General features: G+C 70.2%; 14 protein-coding genes. 6 read left to right on the top strand and 8 right to left on the bottom strand.

Features of this window, described 5'->3' with window-relative positions; genetic code table 11:
* Positions 1-92 precede the first annotated feature (92 nt).
* Both ftsH and folE read left to right on the top strand, forming a co-directional pair.
* Positions 93-2,120 (top strand): ATP-dependent zinc metalloprotease FtsH, encoded by a 2,028-nt coding sequence (ftsH, locus tag ACFYM2_RS23025; RefSeq protein WP_350231903.1) that lies wholly within the window; start codon positions 93-95, stop codon positions 2,118-2,120.
* 125 nt (positions 2,121-2,245) lie between these two features.
* Positions 2,246-2,851 carry a GTP cyclohydrolase I FolE gene (gene folE / locus ACFYM2_RS23020; protein WP_359001574.1) on the top strand — a complete coding sequence of 202 codons (606 nt, stop codon included), beginning with the start codon at positions 2,246-2,248 and terminating at the stop codon, positions 2,849-2,851.
* Between the two features lie 69 nt (positions 2,852-2,920).
* Here the strand turns inward: folE and ACFYM2_RS23015 are convergent, their stop codons facing one another.
* The 6 genes from ACFYM2_RS23015 to ACFYM2_RS22990 all read right to left on the bottom strand — a co-directional run bounded on the left by ACFYM2_RS23015 (position 2,921) and on the right by ACFYM2_RS22990 (position 6,507).
* Entirely contained in the window at positions 2,921-3,400 is a 480-nt protein-coding gene (locus ACFYM2_RS23015; protein WP_359001577.1) for a DUF3180 domain-containing protein, read from the bottom strand.
* Between the two features lie 128 nt (positions 3,401-3,528).
* Positions 3,529-4,143, bottom strand: a complete 615-nt coding sequence (gene folK, locus ACFYM2_RS23010) for a 2-amino-4-hydroxy-6-hydroxymethyldihydropteridine diphosphokinase (protein ID WP_359001580.1) — start codon at positions 4,141-4,143, stop codon at positions 3,529-3,531.
* Positions 4,140-4,499 carry a dihydroneopterin aldolase gene (gene folB, locus ACFYM2_RS23005; RefSeq protein WP_350231907.1) on the bottom strand — a complete coding sequence of 120 codons (360 nt, stop codon included), beginning with the start codon at positions 4,497-4,499 and terminating at the stop codon, positions 4,140-4,142. The genes folK and folB overlap by 4 nt, the downstream gene beginning before the upstream one ends.
* A gap of 196 nt (positions 4,500-4,695) precedes the next feature.
* Positions 4,696-5,163, bottom strand: coding sequence for a nuclear transport factor 2 family protein (locus ACFYM2_RS23000; protein WP_359001583.1), 468 nt, complete (start codon positions 5,161-5,163; stop codon positions 4,696-4,698).
* Positions 5,160-6,032 (bottom strand): dihydropteroate synthase, encoded by an 873-nt coding sequence (gene folP / locus ACFYM2_RS22995; protein WP_388838687.1) that lies wholly within the window; start codon positions 6,030-6,032, stop codon positions 5,160-5,162. Before folP ends, ACFYM2_RS23000 begins: the two co-directional genes overlap by 4 nt.
* Positions 6,033-6,048: 16 nt before the next feature.
* On the bottom strand, positions 6,049-6,507 hold the full coding sequence (locus ACFYM2_RS22990) for a MarR family transcriptional regulator (RefSeq protein WP_359001589.1): 459 nt from the start codon (positions 6,505-6,507) through the stop codon (positions 6,049-6,051).
* Between the two features lie 131 nt (positions 6,508-6,638).
* Between ACFYM2_RS22990 and ACFYM2_RS22985 the strand changes: the two genes are divergently transcribed.
* Positions 6,639-8,129 (top strand): MFS transporter, encoded by a 1,491-nt coding sequence (locus ACFYM2_RS22985; protein ID WP_388838682.1) that lies wholly within the window; start codon positions 6,639-6,641, stop codon positions 8,127-8,129.
* A gap of 595 nt (positions 8,130-8,724) precedes the next feature.
* Here the strand turns inward: ACFYM2_RS22985 and ACFYM2_RS22980 are convergent.
* Positions 8,725-10,566, bottom strand: coding sequence for a phosphatidylglycerol lysyltransferase domain-containing protein (locus ACFYM2_RS22980; RefSeq protein WP_359001595.1), 1,842 nt, complete (start codon positions 10,564-10,566; stop codon positions 8,725-8,727).
* 149 nt (positions 10,567-10,715) lie between these two features.
* Here ACFYM2_RS22980 and ACFYM2_RS22975 point away from each other — a divergent pair, with 149 nt between their 5' ends.
* Positions 10,716-11,828: an alpha/beta hydrolase gene (locus ACFYM2_RS22975; RefSeq protein ID WP_388838679.1), complete on the top strand. Its 1,113-nt coding sequence runs from the start codon at positions 10,716-10,718 to the stop codon at positions 11,826-11,828.
* Here the strand turns inward: ACFYM2_RS22975 and ACFYM2_RS22970 are convergent.
* Entirely contained in the window at positions 11,815-12,969 is a 1,155-nt protein-coding gene (locus tag ACFYM2_RS22970) for a betaine/proline/choline family ABC transporter ATP-binding protein (protein ID WP_359001601.1), read from the bottom strand. The genes ACFYM2_RS22975 and ACFYM2_RS22970 overlap by 14 nt on opposite strands.
* Positions 12,970-13,186: 217 nt before the next feature.
* Between ACFYM2_RS22970 and ACFYM2_RS22965 the strand changes: the two genes are divergently transcribed.
* Positions 13,187-13,867, top strand: coding sequence for an ABC transporter permease (locus ACFYM2_RS22965; RefSeq protein ID WP_350231915.1), 681 nt, complete (start codon positions 13,187-13,189; stop codon positions 13,865-13,867).
* Positions 13,867-14,535, top strand: a complete 669-nt coding sequence (locus ACFYM2_RS22960; protein ID WP_350231916.1) for an ABC transporter permease — start codon at positions 13,867-13,869, stop codon at positions 14,533-14,535. The genes ACFYM2_RS22965 and ACFYM2_RS22960 overlap by 1 nt, the downstream gene beginning before the upstream one ends.
* Positions 14,536-14,574: the final 39 nt, after the last annotated feature.

The raw sequence follows: 14,574 nt of genomic DNA, 5'->3' as shown, positions 1-14,574 counted from the left end.
TTTACGCAGAGTCTTAGTCAGCCTTACTCAGTCATAGTCACAGCAGCATTTACCTACGGGCAGGAGGGACGGGGCGTTCTCGCTCCGTATGGATGGACGTGAAGCGATACTTCCGTGGGCCGGTCATGTGGATCGTGCTGGCCGTCCTCGCCGTGGTCGTGCTGATGCAGGTCGTCGGCTCGGGTGGCGGCTACAAGACGGTCGACACATCCGATGTCGTTCAGGCGATCAGCAACAAGCAGGTCGAACAGGCCAAGATCACCACAGGTGACAGCCAGGTCATCAAGATCGACCTGAAGAGCGGCCAGAAGGTCAAGGGCAGCAGCAAGGTCCAGGCGAACTACATCGGGGACATTCAGGCGAGCTCGCTGGCCGACCAGCTCCAGGGCAGCGTCAAGGCCGGTGACATCCCCAAGGGCTACACCGTCTCGCCCGACAAGCAGAACGCCTTCGTCGGGATCCTGCTCTCGCTGCTCCCCTTCGTCCTCATCGTCGTGGTCTTCCTGTTCCTGATGAACCAGATGCAGGGCGGCGGCTCCCGAGTCATGAACTTCGGGAAGTCCAAGGCCAAGCTCATCACCAAGGACACCCCGAAGACGACCTTCGCCGACGTGGCGGGGTCCGACGAGGCGGTGGAGGAGCTCCACGAGATCAAGGAGTTCCTGCAGGAGCCGGCGAAGTTCCAGGCCGTCGGCGCCAAGATCCCCAAGGGCGTACTGCTGTACGGCCCGCCCGGCACGGGCAAGACGCTTCTCGCGCGCGCCGTCGCGGGTGAGGCCGGCGTCCCGTTCTACTCGATCTCCGGTTCCGACTTCGTCGAGATGTTCGTCGGTGTCGGCGCCTCCCGGGTCCGCGACCTCTTCGAGCAGGCCAAGGCGAACGCCCCGGCGATCGTCTTCGTCGACGAGATCGACGCCGTGGGACGCCACCGCGGCGCGGGCCTCGGCGGCGGTCACGACGAGCGCGAGCAGACCCTCAACCAGCTGCTCGTCGAGATGGACGGCTTCGACGTGAAGGGCGGCGTCATCCTGATCGCCGCCACCAACCGGCCCGACATCCTCGACCCGGCGCTGCTGCGCCCCGGCCGCTTCGACCGCCAGATCGCGGTCGACCGCCCGGACATGCAGGGCCGTCTGGAGATCCTGAAGGTCCACCAGAAGGGCAAGCCGGTCGCCCCGGACGTCGACCTGTCGGCCGTCGCGCGGCGCACGCCGGGCTTCACCGGCGCGGACCTGGCGAACGTGCTGAACGAGGCGGCGCTCCTGACCGCGCGCAGCGACCGCAAGCTGGTCGACAACAACGCGCTCGACGAGGCGATCGACCGCGTGGTGGCGGGTCCGCAGAAGCGCACGCGGATCATGTCCGAGAAGGAAAAGAAGATCACCGCGTACCACGAGGGCGGTCACGCCCTGGTCGCCGCGGCCTCCCCCAACTCGGACCCGGTCCACAAGATCACGATCCTGTCGCGCGGCCGGGCCCTGGGCTACACCATGGTCCTGCCCGACGAGGACAAGTACTCGACCACGCGCAACGAAATGCTCGACCAGCTGGCGTACATGCTGGGCGGGCGCGCGGCCGAGGAGCTGGTCTTCCACGACCCGACGACGGGCGCGGCCAACGACATCGAGAAGGCCACGGCCACCGCTCGTGCGATGGTCACGCAGTACGGCATGACCGAGCGTCTTGGCGCGATCAAGTTCGGCGGCGACAACACCGAGCCGTTCCTCGGCCGTGAGATGGCGCACCAGCGCGACTACTCGGAAGAGGTCGCGGCGCTCGTCGACGAAGAGGTCAAGAAGCTCATCGAGACGGCGCACAACGAGGCCTGGGAGATCCTGGTCGAGAACCGCGACATCCTCGACAAGCTGGTTCTGGAGCTCCTGGAGAAGGAGACCCTGAGCAAGGAGCAGATCGCCGAGGTCTTCTCCGGCATCGTCAAGCGCCCGGCCCGTCCGGCCTGGACCGGCTCCTCGCGGCGTACGCCGTCGACGAGGCCGCCGGTGCTCTCGCCCAAGGAGCTGGCCCTGACCAACGGTGCCACCACGAGCGCCAACGGCTCGGCGCCTCTGGAGACCCCCACGGAGGCCCTGCCGGCCCCCGAGGACCGTCCGGAGGCCTGAGCCCGGGGGTTCCTCGACGGACCCGGAATGCAGCTCGCGCCCCCCAGGTTTTAGCCTGTGGGGGCGCGGGTGTTTTCCGGCCATGCGCCACCCGCCCTGAACGACAGTCGAGGAACGAGGCACAGATGACCGACCCGGTGACGCTGGACGGCGAGGCCAAGATCGGCGATTTCGACGAGCAGCGGGCCGAGAACGCGGTGCGCGAACTCCTCATAGCGGTCGGCGAGAACCCGGACCGCGAGGGCCTTCGCGAGACGCCGGCGCGGGTGGCACGGGCGTACAAGGAGATCCTGGCGGGTCTGCGGCAGGAGCCCGAGGACGTTCTGACGACGACGTTCGACCTGGGGCACGACGAGATGGTCCTGGTGAAGGACATCGAGATCGTCTCGGTATGTGAGCATCATCTTCTCCCGTTCCACGGAGTGGCCCACGTCGGCTACATCCCGGCCGAGTCCGGCAAGATCACTGGTCTGTCGAAGCTGGCCCGGCTGGTGGACGTCTACGCCCGCAGGCCCCAGGTGCAGGAGCGCCTGACCACGCAGGTCGCCGACTCGCTGATGCGCATCCTCGACGCGCGTGGCGCGATCGTGGTGATCGAGGCCGAGCACATGTGCATGTCCGTACGCGGCATCCGCAAGCCCGGTGCGAAGACCATGACGTCGGCGGTGCGCGGGCAGCTGCGCGACCCGGCGACGCGCAGCGAGGCGATGAGCCTGATCATGGCCCGCTGACGCGGCCCAACTCCCCTGTGCGGCCTGCCGGTTGACCGCAGGCCGTGGCAGGGCGGCCGCCCCCCGGGGTCAGGTGGCGGTGGCCTTGGTGTCGTCCTCGTCGTCGGGCAGCTTGCACACGCGCTCGAGGAAGAACGCCGCGGCCACCACGGCGATGCCGGCCAGGACCGAGAAGGCGGCGTAGATCGCCTGGTCGCGGCGGGACGGCACGTCGAGATAGCTCAGGAGATAGACGCCGGTCCCGCCGTACATCCCGCACACCAGGGCCGCCACCAGGGCGCTCGCCTGGCCGAAGACCACCGCGCGCGCGGCCATCAGGGGCTCGACGCCCTTGGCGCCCGGCCGGCGCTCGCGCTGGGCGCGCAGCCGGGAGCGGATGGACAGGGCGGTCGCCAGCAGGATCGCGGCGATCACGGCGAGGACGATGGGCGCGGCGATCGGGACGCTCGGCAGGGTGGCGACCGAGTCCCACAGCCGGGCGCCGGCCCAGGAGAGCACTCCGGCGATGACGAACAGTCCGGCCAGTACGCCAAGCCGCAGTTGCTTCACGGAGTAGTGCCCTTCGCGTCTCTCGGTGGTCTTGTCGAGGCCGGTGCGCCGTCGGGGCCCCGGGGACGCGGGGGCCGGCCCCACGTCCCGCCGCGCCCTGGGGTGGCCGGCCTTCGAAAGCGTAACGACTACTCGGGCAGACGAAGTTCCAGGTCGGCGCGTGGCAGTACGCCCTCGTGGCCGACGCCGTTCAGGAGATCGGCCACCGGGCCCCGGCCGGGCAGCTGCGCCCCGGGCTCCACGTCGTGCCAGGGGGCGAGCACGAAGGCCCGCTCGTGGGCGCGCGGGTGGGGGAGCGTCAGGAGCGGGTCGTCGGAGACGATGTCGGCGTAGGCCACGATGTCCACGTCGATGGTGCGCGGGCCCCAGCGCTCGTCGCGGACCCGGTCGAAGGCCTCCTCGATGGCGTGGCCGCGCTCCAGGAGGGAGGCCGGGGGCAGGGTGGTCTTCACGACGACGACCGCGTTGAAGTACGAGGGCTGGGAGCCGGGCTCGACGCCCCAGGGCTCGGTCTCGTACACCCGCGACACCGCTTTGACGCGCAGACCCGGCGTGTCCTCAAGAGCGTCGATGGCGCCCTGCAACGTCTCCAGGCGGTTGCCCAGGTTCGAGCCGAGGGCGATGACCGCGCGGCGCGGGTTGGACAGCGTCACATCGGCCGCGTCGACCTGCTCGACCACGGAGGCGGGCACGGGCTGTACGGTCGGGTCGCTCTGGGCGGCCCCTTGCGAATACACGCTCATCCTCGGCTCCGGGTGATGGTGATGGTCACGTCGTCGAACGGGACGGTGATCGGCGCGTCGGGCTTGTGGACGACCACCTCCACCTCCTGGACGCCTTCGTGCTTGAGGCACTGCTGGGCGATCCGCTCCGCCAGCGTCTCGATCAGATCGACGGGCTCGCCCTGGACGACGTCGACCACTTCCTCGGCCACCACGCCGTAGTGCACGGTCTTCGCCAGGTCGTCGTCGGCCGCCGCGGGGCGGGTGTCGAGGCCGAGCACCAGGTCCACGATGAAGGTCTGGCCCTCCTCGCGCTCCCGGGGGAAGACGCCATGGTGCCCACGGGCCTTGAGGCCGCGCAGCGCGACACGATCCACGCGAATCACTCCTGCTGTCGTTGGTCAGACGGACATGCGGCCGCGTGCGGGCGGCACGTGCCCGCCATCGAATCTACCCGCGGGCACTGACAGTGCTCGCCCATGGGGGCTATGGACAGATCCTGACAGGCCTGGTAGCCGCCCCTACCCGATGACTTCGCGTTCAACCCTCGAAACCCCCCGAACGTGCCCGGTTTCAGTCCTCGTCCGGTTCCGGCTCCTCGCCGCCCGATTCGGAGAGCACCGGCGAGCCGTGGTGGGACCACAGCCGCCAGCCGTCGGATGTGCGGCGGAACACATTGGTGGCGACCACGAGCTGGCCCACCAGCGGCCCCAGTTCGCCGCTCTCCTCGGCGGGGCCGCCGCTGAGGATGTTCTCGGTGCAGGTCACCAGCGCGGTGTCGCCCAGGATGACGACCTTCACGTCGGTCAGGAAGAACTGGATGTACTCCGTGTTCGCCATGATCAGCGCGTACGAACGCAGTACCTCGCCGCGCCCGGAGAGCACGGGCCAGCCCGGGTGGACGCAGGAGATCCCGGTGTCGCCGGCCTCGGTGGCGTCGAGCCAGAGGTCGGACAGCTCGTCGAAGTCGCCCCGTTCCAGGGTCTCGTAGAACGCGGTGTTGGCGCGCTCGACGGCTTCGCTCTCGGCGTGCGGGCTCACCGGGCTCCCTCTACGGCGCGCGCGACTCGGACGGCGTCGGCGGTGGCCCGCACCTCGTGGACGCGCACCGCCCAGGCGCCCTCGTGGGCGGCTATGGCGGAGACGGCGGCGGTGGCGGCGTCGCGCTCGCGGGCGGGTGGCGGCGCGCCCTCGTCGCCGGCCAGGACGCGGCCGAGGAACCGTTTGCGGGACGCGGCGACCAGGACGGGGTGGCCGAGCGCGCGCAGCTCGGCGAGGTGGGCGACCAGGGCGAGGTCGTGGCCGGCCTGCTTGGCGAAGCCGAGACCGGGGTCGACGACCAGGCGGCCGGGGGTGATGCCGCCCTCGACGACGGCCTCCAGGCGCGCGCGGAGTTCCGCGACGACCTCGGCCACCACGTCCCCGTACACCGCGCGGCTGTTCATGTCGTGGCTGAAACCGCGCCAGTGCATGACGACGAAGGGGGCGCCGGTGGCGGCGACGGCGGGGATCATCGCGGGGTCGGCGAGGCCGCCGCTGACGTCGTTGACCAGGACCGCGCCCGCCGCGACCGCCTGTTCGGCGACGCGGGCGCGCATGGTGTCGACGGAGACGGTGACGCCTTCGGAGACCAGGCCCCGCACGACGGGCAGGACCCGGCGCAGCTCCTCGTCCTCGTCCACCCGGGAGGCGCCGGGACGGGTGGACTCACCGCCGACGTCCACGAGGTCGGCCCCCTCGGTGACGAGGTCGAGGCCGTGCTTGACGGCGATCGAGGTGTCGAACCACCGGCCGCCGTCGGAGAAGGAGTCGGGCGTCACATTGACCACGCCCATGACCGCGCAGCGGTCCCACTCGGGCAGGCCTTCGACTGCCCCCCGTCCGGCCGGCCGTCCGTTCAACGTACGCATGCGTCAAGCGTAGGCGTCAGGCGGGGGTTCCCGGACCATGCCCGGGGGCGGGGAAGAGGCGCTGGAGGAGATCGTGCAGGGCCACGCGGTCGGCGTCGGGCAGCGAGTCGAGCGCGGCGTGGGTGGCGAGCATGCCGGTCCTGACCGTCTCCACGGTGCGCGTGCCCTCCTCGGTGAGGACGACGTTCTTGACGCGGCGGTCGGTGGGGCTCGGCTCGCGGCGCACCAGGGCACGGGCCTCCAGGCGGTCGATGATCCCGGTGACGTTGGAGGCGTCGCAGTGCAGGGTCGTGGCCAGGGAGCGCATGGAGGCGGGGCCCCTGCGCAGCACGGTGAGGGTCTTGGCCTGGCTGGAGGTGAGGCCCTCGTCGGCGGCCGCCGAGGTGAAGTCGCCGTAGAAGCCGGCCAGGGCGTCCCAGATGGCGTCCATGAGCGTGAGGTTGCCGGCGGCGGGGCGGCTGGTTCCAGGGGGCATGGCGTCCACTGTAACCCCCGGTCCGGCCGAAACTTGACTACCTCAACCTTTGAGCTTTACCTTCATTCAGTTGCTTGAGGTAATCAAGCTTCGTTCTGCTCAAGTACCTCTCCAGCCGTACGGAAGAAACAGTGACCACTAACCAACGTCCCAGCGGCGGCACCGGGCTCGTCCTGGTCCTCGGCCTCGCCGCCATGGTCGTCTCGATGATGCAGACCCTGGTCGTGCCGATCCTCGGCATCATCCAGAACGACCTCGGCACCTCCACGTCCGGTGTCAGCTGGGTCACCACCGCGACCCTGCTCTCCGCGGCCGTCTTCACCCCGCTGCTCGGGCGCTTCGGCGACATGCACGGCAAGAAGCCGACGCTGATCGGTGTGCTCGTGGTCATGGTCGCGGGCTCCGTGCTCGCCGCCACCACCAGCTCCCTCACGCTCCTGATCGTGGGCCGGGTGCTTCAGGGCGCGGCCACCGCGATCTTCCCGCTGGCGCTCTCCGTCCTGCGCGAGGAGATACCGCAGCAGAAGCTGCACGGGGCGATGGCGCTGGTCAGCGGCACGCTGGCGTTCGGCAGCGGGCTCGCGCTGGTCGGTGCGGGTCTGCTCACGCAGGGCTCGCACCCCGACTACCACCGGGTGTTCTGGCTCGCCGTGATCCTCGCGGTGCTCGCCCTGGTCGCGGTCATCGTCGTCGTGCCCGCCTCCCGCAACAAGAGTGGCGGACGCACCGACTGGCTGGGCGCGGCCACCCTCGCGGCCTTCCTCGTCCTGCTCCTGCTGCCCATCTCGCAGGGCCACGAGTGGGGCTGGTCCTCCGGCCGCACGATCGCCTTCTTCGTGTCCGCCGTGCTGATGGCCGGGATCTGGGTCCTGGTCGAGCGGCTGGTCGCCGCGCCCATGGTCGACATGCGGATGTTCGCGCACCGGCCGGTGCTCTTCACCAACCTGGCCGGGCTGCTGCTCGGCTTCGCGATGTTCTCCCAGTTCATCGGCGTCTCCTACCTGGTGCAGATGCCGGACAAGCTGACCGGGTACGGCTTCTCGGCGACCGTCCTGCGGGCCTCCGTCGAGTACCTGCTGCCGACCACCCTCGTCTCGTTGATCGCGGCGCCGCTCGGCGGGCAGCTCGTGGGGCGGATCGGGGCGCGGTTCACGCTCGCGGCGGGTGCGGCCTTCGGTGTGCTCGGCTTCGCGTGGCTGACCGGGGCGCACGACTCGACGGCGTCCGTGATCCTCGCGGGCATGCTGATCGGTGCGGCCATCAGTTTCGGGTACGCGGCGATGCCGGCGCTCATCGTGGCGAGTGTCCCGCACCACCAGACCGGGATCGCCAACGGGATCAACTCCATCTCGCGGTCCGTGGGGTCGGCGATCGCCAGTGCGGTGATCACTTCGTTGCTGGCGTCGAAGGTGCTGTCCGGGTTGCCGAAGGGGGTGCCTCCGCTTCCTGCGGAGAGTCAGTTCACGCTGTCCTTCGCGTTGGCCGGGGGTGCGTTCGTGCTGGTCATCGGGGTTGCGCTGGTGGGGCTCTCCGCCGATCGGCGGCGGGTCGAGGCGGAAGTGGTTTCCTCTTCGGCGGACGTGGACGTGGAGGCGGAGGCGCCTTCGCTGGAGCGGGCCTGAGGTGGGCCGGGGTCGGGGTGCGACGCCCCTGGGGCTCCGCCCCGGCCCCGGTTTCTGGCCCCTCCCCGCCCCTTCCCTAAACCCTCCGGGGGCGAAGGGACCCTGGGGCTCCGCCCCAGACCCCGTTCGGCCTGAACGGCCTCGTCCTCAAACGCCGGACGGGCTGAGTTGCCCATGCGGGCCAGCACCGGATGCCCACCCAGGGGCGCGGATGCCCAGGGGCGCGGGGAACTGCGCGTAACGCTGGCCGCGGTTGGCACCCTGGCCGGCACCGGCTGCCCAGGGTGCGCGACGCGTGGGCTGGGGCGGGCCGTGCGGGCCAGCACCGGATGCCCACCCAGGGGCGCGGGGAACTGCGCGAAACGCGGGTTGCGGTGGTGCGTCCTGGCCGGCACCGGCTGCCCAGGGCGCGCGTCGCGCTGGCCGAGGCGGCCGATGCGGGCCAGGGCCGAGTAGCCCAGGGGCGCGGGGAACTGCGCGTAACGCTGGCTGCGGTTGGCGCCCCGGCCGGTGTCGGATGCTCAGGGGCGCCACGTGCGGGTCCGGGAGACGGGAAACCCCGGCCTCGGCGTTTGCCGGGGCCGGGGTCGCTGGGTCAGGCCGCGTGGGGGGTTTGTTCCTTGGGCGGGACGTGCGCGCAGGCCCGTTCCCGCCGCGCCGCGCGCGTGAGGCGGGCCAGGGGCCCCGGAAGGCCCAGGTTCACGAAGCCCTCCGCCTGCATCACGGCGAACCCGATGCGAGGGAGGTCGGCATGGGCCCGGTACACCATGAAGCGCGGCTCCCACCGAGGCTGGAACTTCGCGTTGAACTTGTACAGCGACTCGATCTGGAACCAGCGGGACAGGAAGACCAGCAGCCCGCGCCACATCCGGAGCACGGGCCCCGCCCCGATCTTCTCGCCGCGCGCCAGCGCCGAGCGGAACATCGCGAAGTTCAAGGAGACCTGCTTGACGCCGATCTTCTCGCACGCCTGGAGCGACGCCACGATCAGGAGCTCGTTCATGCCGGGGTCGGCCGAGCGGTCGCGGCGCATCATCTCCAGGGACATGCCGTCCTTGCCCCACGGGACGAAGTGAAGGATGGCCTTCAGATCGCCGTAGGGGGACGGGGTCTCGCCCTCCTCGTCGGCCTTGTGGGCCGTCGCGATCACGCAGTCGCCGTCGTTGGGGTCGCCGATGCGGCCGAGCGCCATCGAGAAGCCGCGCTCGGTGTCGGTGCCGCGCCAGTCCTCGGCGGCCCGGCGGATACGTTCCAGCTCCCCCTCGGACAGGTCACGAACGCGCCGCACGCGGGTTTCGTAGCCATTGCGCTCGATGCGCTTGACCATCTGGCGTACGTTCCGCATGGCGCGTCCGGCCAGGGAGAAATCCGCGACGTCCACCACCGCCTCGTCACCCAGCTCCAGGGCGTCGAGTCCGGTCTCGCGGGTCCAGACCTCGCCGCCGGTCTCGGAGCAGCCGACGACCGCCGGCGTCCAGGAGTGCGCCTTGGCCTCGTCCATGAAGCGCTCGATCGCGCCGGGCCAGGCCTCGACGTCGCCGATCGGGTCGCCCGACGCGAGCATCACGCCGGAGACGACGCGGTAGGTGACGGCCGCCTTGCCGCTGGGCGAGAAGACGACGGCCTTGTCGCGGCGGAGCGCGAAGTGGCCGAGCGAGTCCCGTGCGCCGTGCTTGGCGAGCAGGTCGCGCAGCTTGTGCTCGTCGTCCTCGGTGAGGCGGGCGGCGGGGTGCTCGGGCCGGAAGGCCAGGTAGATCGTGGTGACCGCGGTGAGCAGGCCGAGCGCGCCGAGCGAGTAGCCGACGGTCCAGCTGGTCTTGCCCTGGTACTCGACCGGGCCCTCGAAGCCGAAGAGGCCGAACATCACGTGCTGGATGCGGTCCACGATGCTCGGGTTGCCGACCGTGCGGTTGGGGTGCACGCTCACGATGACCAGGCCCAGGCCCAGCGATCCCGCGCCCATCAGGAAGAAGTTCGCCACCGCCTTCCAGCGGCTGCGCGGGTCGGGCAGCGCGGTGAACTCGCTCCGGTGGCGGACCAGCAGCGTGAGAAGTACCAATGAGATCAGTACCCCGACGACGGAGTGCCGGTACCAGAACTGGGCCAGCGCCCCGATCGGCAGCAGCACCACGGCGGCCCGCCAGGCCCGCCGCTTGCGGCGCTTCAGACCGTGCGCGAGGAGCAGCAGCAGGATGCCGGCGCAGAGCGCCACGGCCGCCGCGAAGGGGCCGAAGGTGCCCGGCAGCACTTCGCTGACGGTGTGGAACCGACTGTGCCGGACGCGATCGAAGACTCCGGCCGCCACGTCCAGGAGGCCCACGACAGAGCAGGCCGTACCGACCACCTTGGGAACCGACTCGGGGCGCGGCCCGCGGAGGACCTTTCGTACACGAGTCGGAACCGATCCGTTTTTGTCCCCATCTATCCTGACAGACATCGCTTCCCGTGACTCCGCGAGAGATTCAGTTGGCCGGGGACGGCGTCCATGCCGTCCCGCCGGTCAATGTGCGCCCTCTAGGACGGGACTTGTGAGGGGCGGGTTCCCTCGGTTTCAGGAAAATCTCAGCCAGAAAGTTTCATCGACTCATGGGTCTCACGAGCAACAAGGTCCTGGCACTCGCCGTGTTCCTCGCGGTGGTGCTGTTCGCGGTCACCATCTGGTTGTGGCCGCGCCTGGCGCGCCGCAGCTGGAAAGCCGTGACGGGCCGGATCGGGCTGCTGCTCGCGACCCAGCTGGCGATCTTCGCCTCGGTCGGTCTTGCGGCGAACAACTCGTTCCTGTTCTACGGATCATGGGCCGACCTGTTCGGCCAGGAGCAGGGCATGGGCAAGGTCGTGGACCACTCGGCGGGCGGAAAGAACGTCCAGGTGCTCTCCCACCAGAAGCCGGACACTCCGGGCGCGGGAAAGCCGCAGGTGGGGGGAGAGATCCAGAAGATCGCCCTGGTGGGTGAGAAGTCGAAGATAACGAGCCCGGCCTATGTCTATCTGCCGCCCGAGTATTTCCAGAAGGCGTACGAGAACAAGACCTTCCCCGCCTCGATCGTGCTGACGGGCTACCCGGGCACCGCCGAGAACCTGCTCAAGGGCCTGCGGTATCCGAAGACGGCCTGGGCGCAGGCCAAGCAGAAGAAGTCGCAGCCGATGATCCTGGTCATGATGCGCCCCACGGTGGCCGGCCAGCGCGACACCGAGTGCGTGGACATACCGAACGGGCCGCAGACCGAGACGTTCTTCTCCAAGGACGTTCCGGGCGCGATCTCCGCGCACTACCGGGTCGGCACCAAGGCGCGGAACTGGGGCTTCATCGGCAATTCGACCGGCGGCTACTGCGCCCTGAAGATCGGCATGCACCACCCCGAGCAGTTCGCCGCCAGCGCCGGCCTGTCCGCGTACTACAAGGCGGCCGACGACCCGACCACCGGTGACCTCTTCCACGGCAACGAGCAGGAGAAGAACCGGGCCAACCTGCTGTGGAGCCTGGACCACCTGCCGACGGGCAAGTCGTCCTTCCTGGTCACCAGCTCCCTCTCGGGCGAGGACAACTACAAGCCGACGCAGTCCTTCATCAAGAAGGTGAAGGCGCCCGGCCGCGTGTCCTCCATCACGCTCGACAGCGGCGGGCACAACTTCAACACCTGGCGGCGCGAGATCCCGCCGACCCTGGAGTGGATCAGCGGACGGCTCAGCGCGAGCTGACCGACTCCACCGATTCGACCCGCACCTCGGTGCGCGGCACCGCGTTCGCGTCCGCGTCGATGGAGCGGCGCAGCGCCTCGTGCAGCCGGGCGGGGGTCAGGACGCCGAGGAAGCGGCCGCGCTCCTCGCGGTCGATCACCGCGATCCAGCCCGCGTCGTGCTGGAGCATCGTGGCGAACGCCTGCTTGAGTGAGGCGCCGACCGGCAGCCAGGCCTCCATCCGCCGGGCGTGCTCGCGCACCGTGCCCGTGCCGAGGCGGGCCTGCTCGCCCGAGATCCAGCCGTGCAGGTTGTCCTCGCCGTCCAGGACGACGGCCCAGCGCGCGATGTCGGCGGGCAGCGGATCGTCGAGGTGGACCACGGGCGGCTGCTCCAGGTCGCTCTCCTCGATGGGCGTCACCGAGAGCCGCTTGAGGCCCCGGTCCGCGCCGACGAAGTCCGCCACGTAGTCGGTGGCGGGGGCGCCGAGCACGGCGGCGGGGGCGTCGAACTGCTCGATGGTGCCCTGTCCGTAGACGGCGATGCGATCGCCGAGGCGGACCGCCTCCTCGATGTCGTGCGTGACGAACAGGACCGTCTTGCGCACCTGCGACTGGAGCTTGAGGAATTCGTTCTGCAACCGCTCGCGCACCACCGGGTCGACCGCGCCGAACGGCTCGTCCATCAGCAGGACCGGCGGATCGGCCGCCAACGCCCTTGCCACGCCCACCCGTTGGCGCTGGCCGCCGGACAGTTGCTCGGGGTGGCGCGAGCCGTACGTCTTGGGGTCGAGGCCGACCAGGTCGAGGAGTTCGGCGGCGCGCCGGTGGGCCACGGCCTTCTTGACGCCGAGCAGGTGCGGGACGGTCGCGGTGTTCTCCAGGACCGTCTTGTGCGGGAAGAGCCCGACCTGCTGGATCACATAGCCGATGCGGCGCCGCAGCTGGACGGGGTCGACGGACGCTATGTCCTCGCCGTCCACCCATATCCGCCCCTCGGTGGGCTCGATGAGACGGTTGACCATCTTCATCGTGGTGGTCTTGCCGCACCCCGACGGGCCGACCAGGGTGACCAGTTCACCCTCGGCCACCTCGAAGGAGAGATCGTCCACGGCGATGGTGCCGTCGGCGTACCGCTTGGTGACGTGCTCGAACCGGATCATGGGTCCCCATTGTGAAGGCTGGCGGGCGCGCTTGTGTGAAGCCCATGTTGCGGTACCCCGGGAGCTCACGGCGATTGTCAGTGGCCGGGGATAGGGTTTGGTACGTACGTTCGGAGCGCCGGGACGCGGCCAGGATTCATGCCGGGATTCAGGGGGGCCGGGCCGGGTATCAGAGCACGGGTATCGGCACCGGGGGCGGTGCGAGGGAGGTGGGGGAATGGCGGCCGGCTGTCTGGCGGCGAACGACTGGATCTGCTGGGAGTACGTCAGCTCCCGCAGCCAGGAGCTGACCGACGCGACGGTCCAGCACATCTGGATCACCGCGGTCTCGGTGGTGATCGGGCTGCTCGTCGCCTTCCCGCTCGCGCTGCTCGCGCGCGGGCGCAAGGGCGTCGCGGCCACCGTCCTCGGCTTCACGACCGTGCTCTACACGGTGCCCTCGCTCGCCATGTTCGCCCTGCTGCTCCCGGTGTTCGGCCTCTCGGCCGGCCTGGTGATCACGGGCCTCGTGCTCTATTCGCTGACGATCCTCGTGCGCAACATCCTGGCCGGGCTCGAATCGGTGCCCGCCGACGCGCTGGAAGCGGCCCGGGGCATGGGATACGGACGCATACGCCTGCTCTTCGAGGTCGAGCTGCCGCTCGCGCTGCCCGCCCTGATGGCCGGGCTCAGGATCGCCACGGTCGCCACGGTCGCGCTGACCACGATCGGCTCCCTGGTCGACCACGGCGGCCTGGGCAACCTCATCGAGCAGGGCCTGCCCACCTTCTTCAAGGCGCAGATCCTCACCGCCTCGGTGCTGTGCGTGGTGCTCGCCGTCGCCGCCGACCTGCTGCTCCTCGGCGTCCAGTGGCTGCTCACCCCGTGGACGCGTATCCGTACGGCGAAGGCGGTCTGATGGGAGTCTTCACCCAGGCGTGGACGTGGCTGACCACCGGCGCCAACTGGTCGGGCCAGGACGGCGCCTGGCACCGCCTCGGCGAGCACGTCTACGTCAGCGCGCTCGCCCTGGCCGTGTCCTGCCTGGTGGCCCTGCCGCTCGCGCTCTGGCTCGGGCACATCGGCAAGGGCGGGGCGCTCGCCGTCAACATCTCCAATGTGGGCCGCGCGATACCCGTCTTCGCGGTGCTGGCCCTGTTCATGGTGACGCCGCTGCGCAACGCGGGTTATCTGCCCACCGTGATCGCCCTGGTGCTGTTCGCGGTGCCGCCGCTGCTGACCAACGCCTATGTCGGCATGCGCGGGGTGGACCGGGCGGCGGTGGAGGCGGCGCGCGGCATGGGGATGTCGGGGCGTCAGGTCTTCCTCCAGGTCGAGCTGCCGCTGGCCTACCCGCTCATCATGACCGGGCTGCGCTCCGCCGCCGTACAGATCATCGCCACGGCGACGATCGCCGCGATGGCGGGGCTCGGCGGGCTCGGGCGGATCGTCACGGAGGGGTTCGCGGTGTACGACACCCCGCAGGTGGTGGCGGGGGCCCTGCTGGTGGCGGGGCTCGCGCTGCTCGTGGAGGGCGCTCTGGTCGCGCTCGACCGCCTCTTCAGCCCACTGCGCAAGCGCTCGTGACCCCGGCCCCGGCCGTGCCCGCCCCCTCTTCGTGCCCTT

The sequence above is a fragment of the Streptomyces sp. NPDC006711 genome (genome assembly GCF_042869775.1).
In the GTDB taxonomy this organism is placed as follows: Bacteria; Actinomycetota; Actinomycetes; order Streptomycetales; family Streptomycetaceae; genus Streptomyces.
The sequence above is the reverse complement of the archived record's forward strand: the minus strand, read 5'-3'. Positions and strand labels throughout refer to the sequence as shown.

Bases quoted from the DNA above. Each gene is read 5' to 3' on its own strand.
- ACFYM2_RS22960 (WP_350231916.1), top strand. From the start codon at position 13,867: ATGGGAGTCTTCACCCAGGCGTGGACGTGGCTGACCACCGGCGCCAAC.
- folP (WP_388838687.1), bottom strand. From the start codon at position 6,032: ATGCGTACGTTGAACGGACGGCCGGCCGGACGGGGGGCAGTCGAAGGC.
- ACFYM2_RS22975 (WP_388838679.1), top strand. From the start codon at position 10,716: ATGGGTCTCACGAGCAACAAGGTCCTGGCACTCGCCGTGTTCCTCGCG.
- ACFYM2_RS22965 (WP_350231915.1), top strand. From the start codon at position 13,187: ATGGCGGCCGGCTGTCTGGCGGCGAACGACTGGATCTGCTGGGAGTAC.
- folE (WP_359001574.1), top strand. From the start codon at position 2,246: ATGACCGACCCGGTGACGCTGGACGGCGAGGCCAAGATCGGCGATTTC.
- ftsH (WP_350231903.1), top strand. From the start codon at position 93: ATGGACGTGAAGCGATACTTCCGTGGGCCGGTCATGTGGATCGTGCTG.
- ACFYM2_RS22990 (WP_359001589.1), bottom strand. From the start codon at position 6,507: ATGCCCCCTGGAACCAGCCGCCCCGCCGCCGGCAACCTCACGCTCATG.
- ACFYM2_RS22970 (WP_359001601.1), bottom strand. From the start codon at position 12,969: ATGATCCGGTTCGAGCACGTCACCAAGCGGTACGCCGACGGCACCATC.
- folK (WP_359001580.1), bottom strand. From the start codon at position 4,143: ATGAGCGTGTATTCGCAAGGGGCCGCCCAGAGCGACCCGACCGTACAG.
- ACFYM2_RS22980 (WP_359001595.1), bottom strand. From the start codon at position 10,566: ATGTCTGTCAGGATAGATGGGGACAAAAACGGATCGGTTCCGACTCGT.